17 protein-coding genes are annotated in these 17,447 nt (G+C 66.8%); 2 read left to right on the top strand and 15 right to left on the bottom strand.

Annotated features, from left to right (window positions below; translation table 11 throughout):
- Positions 1-33: 33 nt before the first annotated feature.
- The 7 genes from zapE to DU505_RS18150 are packed head-to-tail and all read right to left on the bottom strand — an operon-like array spanning position 34 to position 7,908.
- Positions 34-1,176 (bottom strand): cell division protein ZapE, encoded by a 1,143-nt coding sequence (gene zapE / locus DU505_RS18180; RefSeq protein ID WP_114480408.1) that lies wholly within the window; start codon positions 1,174-1,176, stop codon positions 34-36.
- Complete coding sequence (locus DU505_RS18175; protein ID WP_114480407.1) at positions 1,173-1,646, bottom strand: GNAT family N-acetyltransferase; 474 nt, start codon at positions 1,644-1,646, stop codon at positions 1,173-1,175. The genes zapE and DU505_RS18175 overlap by 4 nt, the downstream gene beginning before the upstream one ends.
- Positions 1,647-1,699: 53 nt before the next feature.
- A complete protein-coding gene (astB, locus tag DU505_RS18170) occupies positions 1,700-3,064 on the bottom strand; it encodes an N-succinylarginine dihydrolase (RefSeq protein ID WP_114480406.1) in 1,365 nt (454 codons plus the stop codon).
- Positions 3,061-4,530, bottom strand: coding sequence for a succinylglutamate-semialdehyde dehydrogenase (gene astD, locus DU505_RS18165; protein WP_114480405.1), 1,470 nt, complete (start codon positions 4,528-4,530; stop codon positions 3,061-3,063). Before astD ends, astB begins: the two co-directional genes overlap by 4 nt.
- Positions 4,527-5,573 (bottom strand): arginine N-succinyltransferase, encoded by a 1,047-nt coding sequence (gene astA, locus DU505_RS18160; RefSeq protein ID WP_114480404.1) that lies wholly within the window; start codon positions 5,571-5,573, stop codon positions 4,527-4,529. Before astA ends, astD begins: the two co-directional genes overlap by 4 nt.
- Positions 5,573-6,643: an arginine N-succinyltransferase gene (locus DU505_RS18155; protein ID WP_114480435.1), complete on the bottom strand. Its 1,071-nt coding sequence runs from the start codon at positions 6,641-6,643 to the stop codon at positions 5,573-5,575. The genes astA and DU505_RS18155 overlap by 1 nt, the downstream gene beginning before the upstream one ends.
- A gap of 50 nt (positions 6,644-6,693) precedes the next feature.
- Entirely contained in the window at positions 6,694-7,908 is a 1,215-nt protein-coding gene (locus DU505_RS18150) for an aspartate aminotransferase family protein (RefSeq protein WP_114480403.1), read from the bottom strand.
- A gap of 193 nt (positions 7,909-8,101) precedes the next feature.
- Between DU505_RS18150 and DU505_RS18145 the strand changes: the two genes are divergently transcribed.
- Positions 8,102-8,746, top strand: coding sequence for a class I SAM-dependent methyltransferase (locus DU505_RS18145; protein WP_114480402.1), 645 nt, complete (start codon positions 8,102-8,104; stop codon positions 8,744-8,746).
- Between the two features lie 25 nt (positions 8,747-8,771).
- Here DU505_RS18145 and DU505_RS18140 read toward each other — a convergent pair whose 3' ends face one another.
- From DU505_RS18140 to fabV, 3 genes are all read right to left on the bottom strand, one after another.
- Positions 8,772-9,749, bottom strand: a complete 978-nt coding sequence (locus DU505_RS18140; RefSeq protein ID WP_181872865.1) for a GlxA family transcriptional regulator — start codon at positions 9,747-9,749, stop codon at positions 8,772-8,774.
- Between the two features lie 147 nt (positions 9,750-9,896).
- Complete coding sequence (locus DU505_RS18135) at positions 9,897-10,097, bottom strand: hypothetical protein (RefSeq protein WP_114480401.1); 201 nt, start codon at positions 10,095-10,097, stop codon at positions 9,897-9,899.
- Positions 10,098-10,151: 54 nt separating this feature from the next.
- Positions 10,152-11,363: an enoyl-ACP reductase FabV gene (fabV, locus tag DU505_RS18130; protein ID WP_114480400.1), complete on the bottom strand. Its 1,212-nt coding sequence runs from the start codon at positions 11,361-11,363 to the stop codon at positions 10,152-10,154.
- Between the two features lie 331 nt (positions 11,364-11,694).
- On the opposite strand from fabV, the gene DU505_RS18125 reads away from it, so the two are divergent.
- Positions 11,695-12,084: a DUF7079 family protein gene (locus DU505_RS18125; RefSeq protein WP_114480399.1), complete on the top strand. Its 390-nt coding sequence runs from the start codon at positions 11,695-11,697 to the stop codon at positions 12,082-12,084.
- 12 nt (positions 12,085-12,096) lie between these two features.
- Here DU505_RS18125 and DU505_RS18120 read toward each other — a convergent pair whose 3' ends face one another.
- From DU505_RS18120 to DU505_RS18100, 5 genes are read right to left on the bottom strand one after another with little or no spacing between them, the layout of a single operon-like run.
- Positions 12,097-12,582 carry a glutathione peroxidase gene (locus DU505_RS18120; protein ID WP_114480398.1) on the bottom strand — a complete coding sequence of 162 codons (486 nt, stop codon included), beginning with the start codon at positions 12,580-12,582 and terminating at the stop codon, positions 12,097-12,099.
- 26 nt (positions 12,583-12,608) lie between these two features.
- A complete protein-coding gene (locus DU505_RS18115) occupies positions 12,609-14,768 on the bottom strand; it encodes a transglutaminase TgpA family protein (protein WP_114480397.1) in 2,160 nt (719 codons plus the stop codon).
- Positions 14,765-15,739, bottom strand: a complete 975-nt coding sequence (locus DU505_RS18110; protein WP_114480396.1) for a DUF58 domain-containing protein — start codon at positions 15,737-15,739, stop codon at positions 14,765-14,767. The genes DU505_RS18115 and DU505_RS18110 overlap by 4 nt, the downstream gene beginning before the upstream one ends.
- Before the next feature lie 2 nt (positions 15,740-15,741).
- Positions 15,742-16,668, bottom strand: coding sequence for an AAA family ATPase (locus tag DU505_RS18105; protein ID WP_114480395.1), 927 nt, complete (start codon positions 16,666-16,668; stop codon positions 15,742-15,744).
- Entirely contained in the window at positions 16,665-17,219 is a 555-nt protein-coding gene (locus tag DU505_RS18100; RefSeq protein WP_114480394.1) for an NUDIX hydrolase, read from the bottom strand. The genes DU505_RS18105 and DU505_RS18100 overlap by 4 nt, the downstream gene beginning before the upstream one ends.
- Positions 17,220-17,447 lie beyond the last annotated feature (228 nt).

Here is a 17,447-nt window from a genome sequence, read left to right as displayed (position 1 = left end):
GGTATGGTCACGATTCCCTCTTACTCTCTTCTCTCATTCACCGAACCGCGCCAGCTGCATCTCCTGCAGGCGACTCAGGGCGCGACGGAACGAAAAGGCGAGATAGCCTCGGGGATAGAGCGCCTCCATGGGTACCTCGGCTTCCACATAGAGCGGCACGCGGCGGTCGTAGCACTCGTCGACCAGGGCGATGAAACGACGTACGCCGTCGTCGCGCCGCGAGAGCGGCGGCAGCTCCCTCTCCCCGGCCTCGACACGCTCGATACCATCCTCGGTACCACGCGCGATGCTCCCGTCAGCGCTCGCATCGCTCAAGTGGGGCACTTCACCGAGCAGGATGTGATCGAAGCCATCGACCAGGGTGATGAAGTCCAGCGCCGCCAGCGGCTGTTCGCACAATGCCGCGTAGCGACACCACACGACCCGCTCGCTGCGCCGCTCCACCGCAATCCGGCGATGCCCCAACTCGATGAACTCGGCGCTGGGCCCGCTGCCCTTCGCCTCGTCCCCACTCAGCCGGTCGAAGAGTGCCGCGAGGGCGCCAGGTCGGCCGGGTTCGCTCACCCAGTAGCGCTGGCAGGGCTTGCCCGGATGCAGCCGGTGGTCCCGTCCGCCATCCAGTTCGACCACCTCCATGTGACGCGTCATGGCCGCCACGGCAGGCAGGAAGCGATCGCGGTTGAAACCGTCGGCGTAAAGCCCGTCCGGCGCCTGATTCGATGTGCACACCAGCACGAGTCCCTCGTCGAAGAGCGCGCCCAGCAGCCGGCCGAGCAGCATGGCATCGGCGATATCATTGACGAACAGCTCGTCGAGGCACAGCACCCGCACCTCCGCCGCTAGCTCTCGCGCCAACGCGGTGAGCGGGTCGGCGGTGCCGCTCAGCTGGAACTGGCGCTGGTGCACCCAGCGCATGAAATGGTGGAAATGCAGCCGTCGGGCGGGAACCTGGAGATGTCGATGGAAGCCGTCCATCAGCCAGGTCTTGCCGCGTCCCACCGGGCCCCAGAGATAGACGCCGGGTATGGCCTGGCGCTCTCCCGGTACCGCTTCTTCGTGCAGCGACTGATAGCAGGCGTCGAGGCCGGCGGCGGCAACACGCTGCGCCTCGTCCGGGGCGAAGCCCTGGCGCTCCACCGCCTCCCGGTACAAGGCCAGGGGCGAGGCGGCCGTCATGCCTCGAGCCGGCGCAGCATGATGGTGACGTTCTCGCCCCGGTAGCTCAGCGCTTCGTGGTCGCACCAGCCGAGTCGACGATAGAGCCCCTGCTGGTCTGGGGTGAAGAGGTAGAACTGGCCGACTCCACAGGCGGCCGCCTCCTCTTCGACGCGACGAATCAGCCTGGCGGCGATGCCCCGTCCGCGCCACTCCGGCAGCACGAACACCGAGACCAGCCAGGGCGTGAGTTCGTGTCGGGAGTCCATGTCCTCGGCCATCAGCGCCGCCGTCCCCACCGGCCGATCGCCCTGCATGGCCACGAACACCGACGGCACCCCGCCATCGCCGCACTCGCGGCGAAAGGCCTCGCGGTATGACTCGGGGGTACTGCCGGGGTGCAGGTGGCCCCATTCGGCGTAGGTCCAGCTCGCCACCGTCGCCACATGGTCGGAGTCGGCATTCAGCCGCACGATCGTGATATCTCGCATGATGTCCCTATCCTGTTTGGGTCTCGGCGGAAAGTGACGTCTCGGTGGAAAGCCTAACCCAACTGGAAGGGGTAGACCGAGCCGATCTGCAGGATACGGGTCAGCTCGTCCAGCGCCGTCAGGGTCTCGTCGGCCAGCTGCGGATCGGCCAGGTCGTCGGGCGCCAGGCGGTCGCGATAGTGGCGCTCGACCCAGGCGGTCAGCTCGTCATGAAGCCCGTCGTTGAGCAGCACCCGGCCGGTCAGCGCAGCTCGCTCCACCTGGGAGAGTGCCACCCGCAGGCGCAGGCAGGCGGGGCCGCCGCCGTTGCGCATGCTCTGCTTGACGTCCTTGACGATCACTTCCCCGATGGGGTTGTTGCCCGCCAGCAGGTGATTCTGGATGGTGCGCCACACGGCCTCGCGCTCCTGGCACTCGCCGGGGACCACCAGGGTCATGCTGCCATCGGGGTTGGTCAGCAGCTGGGAATTGAACAGGTAGGAGGCCACGGCGTCCTCGAGGCTCACCGCCTCCAGCGGCACCCGCACCGGGATCAGGGGCGTCGCCATCTTGCGGCGCAGCTCATCGAGGGTCGCCTGCTCGTCGAGGAAAGCCATCTCGTGGTAGAGCAGCACCGGGCCGTTGCCCACCGCGGTCACGTCGTTGTGGAACACGCCGGCATCGATGGCATCGGGATGCTGCTGGGCGAAAACCGCCTGGTCGTCGCTCAAGCCGTGTTGGCGGGCCACCGCCTGGCTCGCCTCCAGGGTCTGGCGGGCCGGGAACTTCTGCGGCTCGATGCGCCCGCCGAAGGCCTGGCGGCCGTAGACGAAGAGGTGCACACCGGGCTCGCCGTGCTCGCCACAGAGCCGGGTATGGTTGGCCGCCCCCTCGTCGGAGAAGGCCGGGGTCGCCGGCAACACCGAATGGTGGGCGAAGTGGCGCTCATCATGGAAGATCGCCGCCAGCACACGCCCGGTGGTCTCCGGCTCCAGATAGCGGTGAAAGCTCGACTGCAGGTTGGCCGGGGTGAAATGCACCCGCCCATCCGGCGCATCGCGGCTCGGCGTCACCGTACCGGCGTTGGCCGTCCACATGCTCGACGCCGAACACACCGCCCGCAGCACCTGGGGCGCCTCACTGGCGGCACGAGCCAGCACTTCGGAATTGCTGCCAGTGAAGCCCAGCGCCCGCAAGGCGCCGAGGTCCGGCCGCTGCTGGGGCGGCAGTACGCCCTGGGCGTAGCCGGCGTCCATCAGCGCCTTCATCTTGGCGAGCCCCTGCAGCGCGGCTTCACGCGGATTGGAGACCAGGCCGCCATGGGACATCGACGCCACGTTACCGTGGGCCAGACCCGAGTAGTTGTGGGTTGGCCCCACCAGTCCGTCGAAATTGACTTCACGGTAGCCTTCGTCGTGAAGCGTCACAGTGTCGCTCATAACACCACTCCCGGCGGAAGCTGGTCAGGTAGATGCAGCTCGTCGCTCTCCATGGAGGCCACCGGATAGGCGCAGTAGTCGGCGGCATAATAGGCACTCGGCCGATGGTTGCCGCTGTCGCCCACCCCGCCGAAGGGGGCATCGCCGGAAGCGCCGGTGGTCTGGCGGTTCCAGTTGACGATGCCGGCACGAATGCGCAGAAGGAAGTCGTCCCAGTCGGCGCGCTCACCGCCGATCAGGCCTGCGGAGAGGCCGTAGCGGGTGGCATTGGCGATAGTGACCGCTTCGCCCCAATCCCTATAACGGTATACCTTCAACAACGGGCCGAAGTGTTCCTCGTCGGGCACCTCCAGGCCGGTGACGTCGATCAGGGCGGGTGAAAGGAGGCTCGTACCCTCCTCCAGGCACGCCATGCGTGCCAGCACCACGCCACCCAGAGCCTCCAGATCATCCTGGGCCTTGAGCAGTCCCTGGGCCGCTGCCGGGCTGACCAGGCCACCGTAGAACGGCGCCGGTTCGGCGAACTGACCGGCCACGTGCAACCGACCGATGGCATCCACCAGAGCGTCGAGCAGGTGATCGCCGACCTGGCCCTCGGGCACGATCAGCCGGCGCGAGCAGGTGCAGCGCTGGCCGCCGGAGAGGAAGGCCGACTGCAGGATCGTCAGCACCACGGCGTCCTGGTCGTGCACGTCCTTGACCACCAGCGGATTGTTCCCCCCCAGCTCCAGAGCCAGGATCTTGTCGAACTGATCGGCGAACTGGCGGTTGAGCAGCCCGCCCACCTTGGCGCTGCCGGTGAACAGCAGGCCGTCGATACCCGGGTGCGACGACAGCGCCTGGCCCACCGGCGCGCCGCCCTGCACCAGATTGATCACGCCGACGGGCAGGCCCGCCTCCTGCCAGCACTGCAGGGTGAGGTCGGCGGTCAACGGGGTCTGCTCGCTGGGCTTGAACACCACCGTGTTGCCGGCCAGCAGCGCAGGCACCATATGTCCGTTGGGCAGGTGCCCGGGGAAGTTATAGGGACCGAAAACGGCCATCACCCCATGGGGCCGGTGGCGAAGTACCGCACGTGTGTCGCCCACATCACGGCTACGCTCGCCGGTGCGCTCATGATAGGCACGCACCGAGATGGCCACCTTGCCGATCATCGCACCCACCTCGGTACGGGCTTCCCATAGCGGCTTGCCGGTTTCCGCGGCAATGGCCCGGGCCAGGTCTTCGCGGTGGGTCTCCAGCAGCTCGCGGAAGCGTTCCACCACCGCCAGGCGCTCGTCGAAGGAGCGCCGAGCCCAGCTCGCAAAGGCACCGCGGGCGGCGGCCACCGCCACCGCCACCTGGGAGTCGCTGGCGGCGTTTCCCTGCCACAGGTTTTCGCCGGAGACCGGGTCCTGCTTGATGAAGCGGGTAGCCTCCCCCGCCTGCCAGGTGCCGTCGATCAACAGCTGCTGCATGGCTTTCATGGTGTCTCCTCGGTGTCCAGAACGCGCAGGGCGTCGCCGGCGACAACGTCGAGTCGCTGCGCCTCCTGCGCGCTCAGGGTGATGGTGTCGTCCTCGTTGGGTCCGCCGGCTACCCAGGCGGCGCGGAAAGCGGCCATGTCGGTGCTCGCCGCCAGCCATCGCGGCCGCGCGACGGGTGGTTCGCTACCCGCATGGACCTCCACTCGGCAGCGACGCGACTTGCGCACGGCGCGTATGTCGTCGATGTAGGCCTCCACGGTGGGGCCGCCGTCGAAGATGTCGATGAAGCCTTCCCAGCGCAGCCCCTCCTTCTTGAGCATGGCCAGCGCCGGACGGGTATCGCGGTGCACCTGGCCGATACAGGCCCGGGCCTCGTCGGAGAGAAACGGGGTATAGATGGGAAACTTGGGCATCAGCTCACCGATGAAGCTCTTCTGGCCCAGCCCGGTCAGGCGATCCGCCTCGTCGAAATCCAGCGGGAAGAAGTGGCTGCCCAGGCACTCCCAGAAGGGACTCTTGCCCCGCTCGTCGAAGACACCGCGCATCTCCGCCAGCACCTTGTCGGGAAACTGGTCGCGAAACTCGGCGATGAACAGCCAGCGCATCATCGACAGCAGCGCGCCGTTGCGCTGGTGGCGCCGATCCTCGCCACGGTACTGGGGGCGCAGGAACAGCGACGCCACTTCGGCATCGCCGGTATGGTCGGAGCTGAGAAAGAGGGTGTCGATGGTGCGGTGAAGGTCGAGCTGCACCGAAGAGTGGGCCAGGGTGCCAAGGCGATAGTGGTAGAACGGCACCTCGCGTCCCACCTGCCCTTCGATGGCGCAGCAGCCCGCCAGCTCGCCGCTGGCCTCGTCCTCCAGCACGAAGAAGTAGTTGCGCCGGTCCGACGGGGAGCGCTGTTCGAAGGCGGTCACCGCCAGCTCGATCTTCTCTGCGAGAAACTCGCGGTTGTCGGGCAGCGAGGTGAAGCCGACCCCGGTCTCTCGCGCCAGTGCCTGCAGCTCGTCCAGATCGGACTCGGCAATCGCTCGAATGCGCATCACAGCTCTCCCTCGTCGTAGCCCAGCTCGGAGTCGTCCGCCGCCAGGGCCAACGGCGCCACCAGCACGGCGCGCCCCTCCTCGACGCCCAGCAGCTCAGCGTGCTCCGACGAGAGCATCAGCTGGCCGGTGGGCGACAGGGCGTAGCGGGCCACCACGCAGCGGAAGTCGTCCAACCGCTGGTTGGCGATCATGGCTGGCTCGGCATCCGGCAGCACATGGGCGGGCCGCACCCGCACCGGGTGCCAGGCGGCACGGCGAAAGCTCGCCAGGCGGTCGCGCTCGCCCTTGATCACCGGGCCGGCATCAAAGATGTCCACATGACGCGAGCGCAGGAAGCCCTCGGCCAGCATCTCGGTCATGGCGGTTTCATGGTCCGGATGTTCTCGACCAATGGCCGCCCTAGCCTGGGGCGTCAGTAGCGCGAGATAGAGCGGAAACTGCGGCATCACCTCGGCAATGAAGCTCTTCGAGCGCACCCCGGCCAGATAGTTGATGTCGTGGTAGTCGCGCACGAAGAAGTGGCGCCCCACGCTGTTCCAGAACGGCGACTCGCCTCGCTCGTCCAGATAGCCGGGAAAGGCCATCGCCAGTACCTCGGCAAAGCGCTCGGGATACTGGGCGATGAACATCAGCCTGGCCCGGCGCAACAGGCTCTCGGCACTGGTGCCGCGATAGCGCGGCTCGATCGACAGGGCACAGAGCTGGGTGGTCTCGGAAACCTCATGGGAGAGCGCCAGGGTCTGCACCTCGCGGCGCACGTTGAGCTGCTGCGAGGCGTGGATCAGGGTCTCCTGCCGATAGGTGTAGTAGGCCTCCCGGGCACCGGCCTCGGCACGAATGGTGGCAGTACCTACCACCTCGCCGCGCTCCAGGTCCTCGAGGACGAAGGTGTAGAGCTCGTCGCCGGGGAAGTCCACCTCGCGGCTGAAGGAGTGCCTCGAGCGGGCGATGCGCTCCTCCAGCCGGTCGCGGTGGGCCGGCAGGTTGGTCAGGCTCGGCGAGGCGGTTCCCGCCAGTCGCTCCAGCGCCGGCAGGTCGGCCGGCCGGACAGGACGTACGACCATCATGGCAGGGTCTCCGGGTCGATTGGCGTCATCGTGCAGGGTCAGGCTGGCCTTCACTTGGCCGCCACCAGTCGCGCCACGGCCCGCTCGAGGCGCGCCATGCCCTCGCGGATATCGGCTTCGGGAATCACCAGCGATGGCGCCATGCGCAGCACATTGGGCCCGGCGATCAGGGCCATGAGCCCCTCTTCGATAGCCAACGGCAGGATGTCCTTGGCTCGGCCCTCGTAGTCGGGGGCCATCTCGGCGCCGACCAGCAGCCCCATGCCGCGCACTTCCTTGAATACGCCGTGCTTGCGGTTGATCGCTTCCAGGTGCTCGCGGAACAGGTCATGGCGCTGCTTTACGCCATCGAGGACCGCCGGCGTGGCGATGTACTCGACCGCGGCCAGGGCCACGGCGGAGGCCAGCGCATTGCCGCCGTAGGTGGAGCCATGGGTGCCGATGGCCAGCGCCGGGGCAACGCGGTCGGTGGTCAGCATCGCCCCCACCGGGAAACCGCCGCCCAGGCCCTTGGCGCTGGTCAGGATGTCCGGCGTCACGCCGTATTCCATGTAGGCGTAGAGCGCGCCGGTACGGCCGACGCCGGTCTGCACTTCATCGAAGATCAGCAGGGCGTCGTGGGCGTCGCACAGGTCCCGCAGCCCCTGCAGGAATTCCTGGGTGGCCGGCACGATTCCGCCTTCACCCTGCATCGGCTCGACCATCACCGCACAGGTATCGTCGTCGATCAGGTCACGGACGCTAGCGAGATTATTGAATTCACCGTGAACGATGCCGCCCGGCACCGGGCCGAAGCCCTGGGAGTACTTGGGCTGGCCACCAACGCTGACGGTGAAGAAGGTGCGACCGTGGAACGACTGCGAGAACGAGACGATGCGGCTCTTGTGCTCGCTGAAATTGTCATGGGCCCAGCGGCGCGCCAGCTTCAGCGCCGCCTCGTTGGCTTCGCCGCCGGAGCTGCACAGGTAGACCTTATCGGCGAAGGTGCGCTCCACCAGCGTCCGGGCCAGGGCCAGGGCCGGCTCGTTGGTGTAGACGTTGGAGAGATGCCAGAGCGTGTTGGCCTGCTTGGTGAGCGCCTCGACCAGCACCGGGTGGCAGTGGCCGAGAGAGTTGACCGCGATTCCCCCGGCGAAATCGATATACTCACGCCCTTCCTGATCCCACAGGCGGCTGCCCTCGCCGCGCACCGGAATGGCCTTCTGGGGAGAGTAGTTGGGCACCATGTACTGATCGAAGTCGGCGCGGGTCGGGGTCTGGCTCATGTCGGTCTCCATTCCAGCGAAACAAGGGGAAGCAAAGCGCTACTGTCAATCGAGTATACGGAGCCCCGGCCATCCGGGCTTTCAGCTATGGGACTCCATCTTGTGAAAATGGCTGTCGGTCTTGCTCAATAATAGGATCATCGTTCGCGAGCAGAATCAGCTAGGCTCAATATCGATCCTTCGGAGCAAGCCCATGTTCAACACCACGGCCTGGAACCGAATCCGCTATGGACTCTACGCGCCGGTCTACGATTTCGTCGCCGACCGCAGCTTTCGCCGCCCACGCCAGCTGTCGCTGGACGCCATGGAATGGCAAGCCGGCATGCGGGTGCTGCTGGTGGGAGCCGGCACCGGGCTGGACCTGCCCTGGCTGCCCCGGGATGTAGAGGTGCATGCCACCGACTTGTCGCCCGCCATGGTCAAGCGCATGGAACACCGCGCGGAGCGGCTGGGCATGGACGTGGAGTGCCGAGTGATGGACGCCGAGGCCCTCGACTACCCCGACGGGCACTTCGACGCGGTCATCATGCATCTGATACTGGCAGTGATGCCAAATCCGCGGCAAGGGCTGGCAGAAGCGCACCGGGTCCTCAACCACAACGCCCAGCTCTGCGTGATGGACAAGTTCCAGTCCGACGAGCACTCAGCCGGACTGGCAAGGCGCGCGCTCAACGCCTTCACTGCGACCGTGGCCACCGACATCACTCGTCAGGCCCGCCCCTTGCTGGAGAACGCCGGTTTCGAGATCGAACGCGACACTCCGGTGATGATGGGTTCGCTTTTTCGCGCGCTAATCGCTCACAAGGTAGACGGGCACCCATACGCTCATGACGGGTAACGAGGCATAGCCTGTCGCCACTCGCTCAATGGAGCCGCTCCTCGCGGGGCGTCACGCCGAAATGATTGCGATAGGCGGTGGAAAAGTGCGCCGGGGAGGAGAAGCCCGTCTTCATGGCGATCTCGCCGGCGGGCAGGTCGCTGTCGCGCAGGAGCCGCCGGGCTTCCTGCAGGCGCAGGTCCAGGTAGTAGCGGCCGGGCACCGCCTGGAGATATTTCTTGAACAGCCGCTCCAGCTGGCGCCGGGAGATGCCCAGGTGCTCGGCCAGCTCGTGGGTGGTCAATGGCTCCTCGATATTGGCCTCCATCAGCATCACCGCATCCACCAGCGGCGCGGGTGCATGGCCCAGGCGGGCGCGTAGCGGTACCTGCTGGGGCTCGTCGGCCATGCGGATCCGCTCCAGCACGAAATGCTCGGAGACCCGCTCGGCAAGCTCGCTGCCGTGGTGGGAGGCGATCAGCGTCATCATCATGTCCATGGCCGCCGTGCCGCCACCGCAGGTGAGCCGGTCGCGGTCGATCTCGAACAGCTGCTGGGAGAGCCGGACCCGGGGGAAATCGCGGGTGAAGGCGGTAAAGCGCTGCCAGGGCAGCGTGGCACGGTAGCCGTCCAGCACGCCGGCACGGGCCAGCAGCTCGGTGCCGCCGCCCACGCCGACCAGCACGACGCCGCTTCTGCCCAGCGTACGCAGACGGGCAACGATGGCGCCATCGGCGTTCGCCGAAAGGGGCGTCGGGGCACAGACGACCAGCATGTCGAGCTCGGCTGCCACCTCGTCGAAAGGCTTGCCCGCCGCCAGGTTAAGTTCCGCAAGGCTTGGCGTCTCACCACCGGCTGCACTGTAGGCCTGTACACGGTAGAGACGCCGGCCTGCCAGCTGGTTGGCCATTACCAGCGGTTCCAGGGCGCATGCCTGGGCGAGCAAGGAAAAGCCCGACAGCGTCAGCACCCCGACTCTTCGGGTCGCTGACGTGGAAACAATGGCAGTGGGGGTGTCGGGCATGGAACGCTACGCCGTGAGCCGAATCGAGGCTGTGATCTTACTCGATTGACAGGGGCTACGCCGAGCGCCGTGCGGAGCCGCCCCGCACCAGCGGTTCAGATCAGGCACCCCCCGGGCCTGCGGCTGCAGGCCGGGGGGCAGGATGGCTCAGGGCCAGACCAGCGTAAAGATCAGAATCGCGCCAGCGATCAACGCCGCCACCAGCAGGACCCAGTGCAGGTTCTGGGGCGACTGCTTGGCCTCCGGCTGGCCCTCGTCCGGCTCCGGATGCTCGAAGTCCTCGGGCATCCTCACTTCCTTGAGGTGCTGGTACTCCTCTTGAGCGGTCTTGCTTTCCTTGGTATCCATCGTCATCTCCTTCTTCTGCCTGCAAGGCGAGCATCCCGGTTTCGTATCGACGGGCTATAGACTCACGACATCGAAGGTCACGTCAGGGTTCACATCGGCATCGTAATCCACGTCGTTGCGCTCGAATCCGAACAGCTTCAGGAACTCGTGCTTATAACCAGCATAGTCGGTGATCTCGATCAGGTTCTCGGTGGTCACCTTGGGCCAGAGGTCCTTGCACGCCTGCTGCACGTCATCGCGCAGCTCCCAGTCATCAAGGCGAAGGCGGCCGGCGTCATCGGTATCGAACTCCCCGGCCAGTCCACGGGGTGAATAGAGCTGCTCACCGAACAGCCGGTTGAGCTGGTCGATGGTGCCCTCATGCAACCCCTTCTCCTTCATCACCTTGTAGACCATGGCGATATAGAGCGGCATGACCGGAATCGCGGCGCTGGCCTGGGTCACCACCGACTTCAGCACCGCCACGTTGGCGCCACCGCCGGTGGCCTTGAGCTTGCTGTCGATCTCGCCGGCGGCGCGATCCAGGTCTTCCTTGGCCTTGCCCAGGGCGCCGTGCCAGTAGATCGGCCAGGTGATCTCGGTACCGATATAGCTGAAGGCCACGCTGCGCGCGCCGGGAGCGAGTACACCGGCACGGTCCAGGGCGTCGATCCAAAGCTCCCAGTCCTCGCCCCCCATGACAGCCTTCGTGTCCTCGATCTCCTGCTCGGTGGCGGGTTCCACCTCGGCTTCGATGATCACATCCTTGTTGGTATCGATGGCGGTGGCACGGTAGGTCTCGCCGATCGGCTTGAGCGCGGAGCGCTTCAGCTCGCCGCTGTCGGGCAGCTTGCGTACCGGTGACGCCAGCGAATAGACCACCAGGTCGACCTGCCCCATGTCCTGCTTGATCAGCTCGATGGCCGTCTCGCGGGCTTCATGGGAGAAGGCATCGCCGTTGATCGACTTGCTGTAGAGCCCCTCGGCCTTGGCGAATCGGTCGAAGGCGGCGCTGTTGTACCAGCCCGCGGTGCCGGGCTTCTTCTCACTACCCGGTTTCTCGAAGAACACGCCCAGGGTATCGGCACCGTAGCCGAAGGCGGCGGTTATCCGCGCCGCCAGGCCGTAGCCACTGGAGGCCCCGATCACCAGGACCTTCTTCGGGCCCACAGACGGGTCCAGCCCACGGGCACGGGTCGCCTCGATCTGCTCGAGCACGTTCTTCTCGCAGCCGACGGGGTGGGTGGTGGTGCAGATGAAACCGCGAACCTTGGGTTTGATAATCACGTCTAACCTCGTTGTCGATGGCCCGCCGCTGGCACAGCGGCATCGGCCGGATTTGAGTGGGCAGTGGTGGCATTCTAGCAGTCTGCCGGGCTTGACCGGTCGTCGCGAGAAAGTCGGATTTCGAGCCAAGTTTATCAATCGGAGGAGGCGAATAGTCCGCTATTTAACGAATCCGATCGAATGAAATTGGCCGAAAGCCCCGATTTCGCAGCAGATTAGCGTTAAGTCCGGCAGGCTGCTCGCGACCGTCACCCCTACTGTCCGCTCTTGAGGCTGGCCCTCGAGTGGGGCAGGATGCCTTTCCCGGGTAATACGCAGGCAGGAGAGAACGATGGATGCACAGACGCTGGTCGATGAGCGCGGCGAGCTGTGGCTGGCACTGGCCCCGCTATGGCTGGACCGTGAACCCGGTGAGCGCGAATACACCCACATGGTGGAGGTGATCCAGCGCCATGACCTGACGCTGCATCAACTGGAGTGGATCTTCCGCCTGGAGCTGGCGCCGGTGCTGTCCCGCACCCAGATGTCGGTCGCCAGCGAGTGGCGCAAGTTCGACGACTACCAGCTCATGAAACGCCTGGTGGCCCACAACATGCGGCTCAAGGGCTGGCGGCGCAAGAGCTGGGCGCTGTTCTCCGGCTTGACCACCATGATGACCCGTCACCGCTGGAACGAACTGATGATGCGCGTGATGCTCGAACGCGGTGAGTCACCCGGTTAGTCGCTTCCCGGGTCAGCTCTCATCCAGGGCCTGTTCCAGGGCGATTTCCAGCGAAACACCACGCTCGCCCGGTGCGAAGCGTCGTATCACCCGGCCATCCCGGCCCACCAGGAACTTGGTAAAGTTCCATTTGATCATTGTGGTACCGAGCACGCCCGGCGCCTTGCTCTTCAGTTCCTTGAAGAGCGGATGGGCCTGCGAACCGTTGACCTTGACCTTCTGCATGACCGGAAAGGTGACGCCGTATTCGGTCGAACTGAAGGCACAGAAGTCCAGGGCCGACTCCGGCGCCTGACGGGCAAACTGGTTGCAGGGAAAGGCCAGCACAGTGAAGCCGCGATCGCGATGGCGGCTATAGAGCCGCTCCAGCTCATGCAGCTGTGGCGTAAAACCGCAACGGCTCGCCACATTGACGATCAGCAGCACCTGCCCCTTGAGGGCCTGCAGATTGAAGGGCTCGCCGCGATGGGTGCGGCATTCGTGTTCGTGAACGGCCATGGCTCGCCTGCCTTGCTGACATCCATTCACGATGCCACGTCATCTCCCGCGGCACCAGTCCGATGGGCTCGATAGCGCCGTTTCGGCAAGCGCCGCCGCATCTCCTTGATCACCTTCCGCAGTCGTCGCCGGCCAGCACTCCGCTCCACTTCGTTCAGTGGAGCATAGGCCAGCCGTTCGTACTCTTCGGCCACGGTACGCAGGGCTTCCCCCGCGGGGCCACACGCCGGTGCGACACGTCGCAGGTGACCCGCCGGGGTCTCGCCGGGGTCTGGCCCCAGCCCCAGCCGCTCCAACCGGCACTGAAGATACCCCAGCATGGCGCTTTCGTGACGCCAGCGGCGCTGGCGCAAGGCGTGGCGAAGCAGCCATGCCGACCCAGCCAGCGCCAGCGCTGTGCCTCCCAGCCAGGCAGCCACCGCCCAGGCCGAGCGCAGATGCGTACCGAGCCAGTCATACCCTGCTTCCAGCCGCTCCCCAAGGCGCAGCATGAACTCCCTGGCCGCCTCCCGCTGGTAGCCGATGACGCCTCGCTGCCACTGGTACTCCAGATTCTCCCAGCGTAGCCGCAGGCGGTTAGCCCAGGCCAGCTCGCGCAGGCGCAGCGAGGAAAAGGGCGAGTCGGCCAGAAAGGCCTCGGCGCTTCCCTCGACGGCCTGGGGGCCCAGCTCGATACGCCCAGGGGCAATGGCGGCCGTGGGGTCCAGGCGTTGCCAGGCACCGTCGAGCCACACCTCGACCCAGGCGTGGGCATCATAGTCGCGGACGGTGAAGTAACCATCCGGGTGGCGTTCACCGCCCAGAAAGCCGACCACCAGTCGCGCGGGGAGCCCCGCCGCACGAATCAGGGTCGCGGCGGCCGAAGCGTAGTGGGTGCAGTAGCCGGCACGACTCTCGAACAGGAATTCGTCGACCCGATGGCGGGAGCCCAGGCGTGGCGGCATGAGCGTGTAGCGGAAGGGAGACTCGCCGAAATGCGCCATGATCGCCGCCAGAAAGGCATGCGTGTCGCCTCCGCTCTCCTGCCACAGCCGCTCACCCAATGCCCGGGTGCGGGGGTTGTCCCGTGTCGGCAGCAGGGTGTTCCAGGCATCGCCGGCGGGGTCGGCATTGGTCGGCGCCGCCCCGCTGCTCTCCAGGCGCAGCAGGCTGCGCGAGCCTTGTGCCGTCACCCTCTCAAGAGTGCCGTCGGCCAGGTAGCGCTGTTCGCTGTCGCTGGCCAGCGGCGTGCCCAGCGAAGGGAGCCAGGGCCGACTGTCGGGTTCCAGCAGCAGCTCGGCGCGAAAGCGCCCCGCACCGGCTGCCTCGTCCACCCAGGGCGACCGTTGCGCCTGACGAACGAAGTCCTCTTCGCTCCGACCCAGGGTGGCGGCCAGCTCGTCGGGTGGCGCGCGAAACCAGCGCCTGCCGTCGGTGCCGGAGAGCGTATAGACCCGCCAGTAGCGCTCATGGGTCGCCGGTTCCTCGCCATCGAACGACACTCGGAAGGCGCGGGCATCGCTACGCGAGAGCTGTGCGATATCCCCCGGCGACACCTCGTCGGTCAGCCCGGTGGAGGCGCGATCCATCTGCGGCATGCTCCACAGCGGCCCCAGACGAGGAACGGCCAGGAACAACGCCACCATCAACGGCGCTGAAAACAGCAGCAGCCAACCCGTTTCGCTCCAGGCACGACGCGCATCCGGGGCGCCGGCCAGCCAGGTCAGCGACTGCAGCAGCCAGGCCAGCGCCATCAGGGCGCCCAGCGCCATCAGGATCCCCTGATAGTGCAGGAATGCAACGCCGGTCGCGATGATACCGATCACCACCACCACCCGCGCATCGCGTCGGTCGTGTGTCTCGAGCAGCTTGAGCAGATAGACGCCCAGCAGCAGCCCAATCAGCCCATCCATGCCGTGCAGCGCGCCGTACTCCAGCCATAAGGCCCCCAGCAGCAGCGCAACGCCCCCCAGGCGCACCAGGCGACCCGCCGGAGGCACCCGCTGACGCAGCTGGAAATAGCGCCAGACCGCCACGACCAGGGCCAGCCCCACAAGCCAGGCCGGCATCCAGGGCAGATGCAGCGCCAGCACCAGGCACTGACCAATGAACAGTTGGCGCAGCATGACGGCTCCGAGTTCATGACCGTCTGCCAGCACCACCACCCCCGGGGGGTGGCGGTGACGGCGCCCCTGCCAGCCGATCATTCGCCGTCCACTCCATTGGTGGTCACAGGGAAGAGCGCTAGCGCCTCCAGCGCGGCCCGCCGCTGGCGTTCGCCCTCGCCCCGAGGCAGTTCCAGCCCTGGCAGACGCAGGCCATAGCGGTCACCGGCGCGATGATGTGCCATCACCCGGGCACAGAGCAGCGACAGGCGACGTTCCGGGCTGCCCCGACAGGTGGCGTAATCCAGCCACAGCTGCTGGCGAGGCGGCACGCTGAATACCTTGGTGGTGAGGATGCCGCTGCGGCTCCACTGTTTCCAGGCCACTCGCGTGGCACTATCGCCGCGCTCGAAGCGTCGCAGTCCGGCAAAGTCGGTAGCGTCCAGCCCTTCACCGAGCTGGCGGTGTTCTGTTCCCGCTGCCTCCAGGGGAGCCGGATAGACGAGCAGCCTGGTGGTGGGCTGCACCCAGGCCACTGCCCGCACCAGCCCCAGTGGCCAGCGGGTCTCCAGGCGCAGCATGGGCGGCAGTTGCCAGCCACGATGACCGGGGCGCCAGGGCAGGCTTGCCGTGGCCTCGGTTTCCAGCCGTGGCAGCGTCACGTCATGGGCGTCCAGAATGAGTCCGATGGCGGTTCGTGAGCGGGTGGCCCTGAGCGCGACCCCGAGACGCGCCTCGCGGCCGGCGAAGGCCTCCCGAGGCAGCTGAAGCTCGACGGCGACCCCCAGCAAATTGCGCCAGGTGCGCAACAGCACGACCACGGCCAGTCCCGCAAGCCAGAAGGCCAGGGCGTAGGCGAGGCTGTTCTGGTAGTTGACGCCGAACAGCAGCAGCACTCCCACCAAGGCGAGCCAGGCCAGGCCGAAGCGGGTGGGAAGCAGGAAGAGCCGACGCTGGGGCAAGGGTTCGCCGGGAGCGATGGTCAGGCGTCGACCGAGCCAGGCACGTAACCCCCTTGGGGCGATCTCACCGCGCACACCGGAGGCTGACGGGTCGGCCCGGGCCGCTGACATGGTCAGGCCACTACCGGCACACGGCCGAGCAGGTGCATGGCCAGCGCCTCGCCCTCCTCGCGATGGCCGCTGCTCAGGCGGTGGCCTGCCACCGGCCCCCAGACGGCCTGGACATCCTCGGGCAGCACGTGGTCGCGCCCGGCCAGCAGCGCCCAGCCACGCGCCGCCTGCACCAGCGACAGCAGGCCCCGGGTCGAGAGCCCCCAGGCAAGTTCGGGGTGCTCGCGGCTGGCCCGCCCCAGGGCCTGCACATAGTCGAGCACCCGGTCGGAGACATGAATCCTTGCCACCTTCGCCTGCCAGTGGCGCAGGCTTTCCCCATCGAGCAGCACGGTCATGTCGTCGAGCCGGCTGCGCCCCGCCAGGCCGCGCAGGATGTCGCGCTCGGCACGAAAGTCGGGATAGCCCAGCGACAGACGCATCAGGAAGCGGTCCAGCTGTGACTCCGGCAGTGCGAAGGTCCCGGCCTGGTCCTGGGGGTTCTGGGTGGCGATGACGAAGAAGGGGTCGGGCAGTGCGCGGGTTTCGCCCTCCACGGTGACCTGGCCTTCCTCCATCGCCTCGAGCAGGGCGCTCTGAGTCTTGGGGGTGGCGCGATTGATCTCATCGGCCAGCACCAGGCCATGGAAGATCGGCCCCGGGTGGAAACGGAAACTCGCCTCACGCGGGTCGAAGACCGACACGCCCAACACGTCGGCGGGCAGCAGATCGCTGGTGAACTGCAGGCGCTGCATGTCGAGTCCCGTGACCCTTGCCAGCGCCTGGGCCAGGGTGGTCTTGCCCAGCCCCGGCAAGTCTTCGATCAGCAGATGGCCGCGGCAGAGCAGGCAGCACAGGGCCAGGCGCACCTCGCGGGACTTGCCCAGCACCACCCGGTCCAGGCTGGCGATCACGGCCTCCAGGTCCCCCACCGACGTCAGTGCGTTCATCGCCCCATCTCCAGCCAGCCGGCCGCGATCAACTCCTCCACGGCCTGGCGGGTATCCGGCGTGATCTCCTCCAGCGCTAGCGCCTCCTCGAGTGGACACCAGAAGGTATCGGCGACCTCTTCCGCCTGCAGGGTGAGAGGGCCGTCGTACTCGACCAGGTACAGGCTGCCGAAGATGTGGTTGCCGCCCCGGTCGTACCGGAACCCCCCGGCATGACGCAGGGGCACGCCGCGAATGCCCAGCTCCTCGGCCAGCTCACGACGCGCCGCCACATGGACAGCCTCGCCGGCACCGACCACGCCCCCGGCGGCCAGGTCGAGTCCACCGGGAAAGACTTCCTTGGTCAGGGTGCGGCGCTGAACGCAGATCTCACCCCGTCGATTGAGGACGACCACGTAGGTGGCCCGGTGCCAGAACCGAAAGCGGCGCATCAGCGCACGGGAGGCGCTGCCGCAGGGGCGGTTGCGCGCGTCCACTAGTTGAATGGATTCATCGGCCACCAAGGGCGCCGGAAGTGTCGGGTCGAGAGGGGTCTGGGCCGTCACGGTCATCTCCGCAGGATCAAGCCACAAGCCTACCCAGTGGTGGTGCCGTCGTCACGCCCGACGTCACGTTGACCCCGCCCGATGCACTGGCCATGCTTCGGAGCAGTTCCCCAAAATACCGACCACAAGGGAAACGCTGAACAAATCGACGAGCGAGATGAAGCGCAAGGCGCACGGAGCACAGAACCGAGCGAAGCGACAAACAGCCGTAGGCTGGCCCCGAAGGGGCGAGAA

It is taken from the genome of Billgrantia montanilacus (genome assembly GCF_003336675.1).
Taxonomy (GTDB): Bacteria; Pseudomonadota; Gammaproteobacteria; order Pseudomonadales; family Halomonadaceae; genus Halomonas; species Halomonas montanilacus.
Note: the sequence above shows the minus strand (reverse complement) of the source record. Positions and strands in the feature narration are given on the sequence as shown.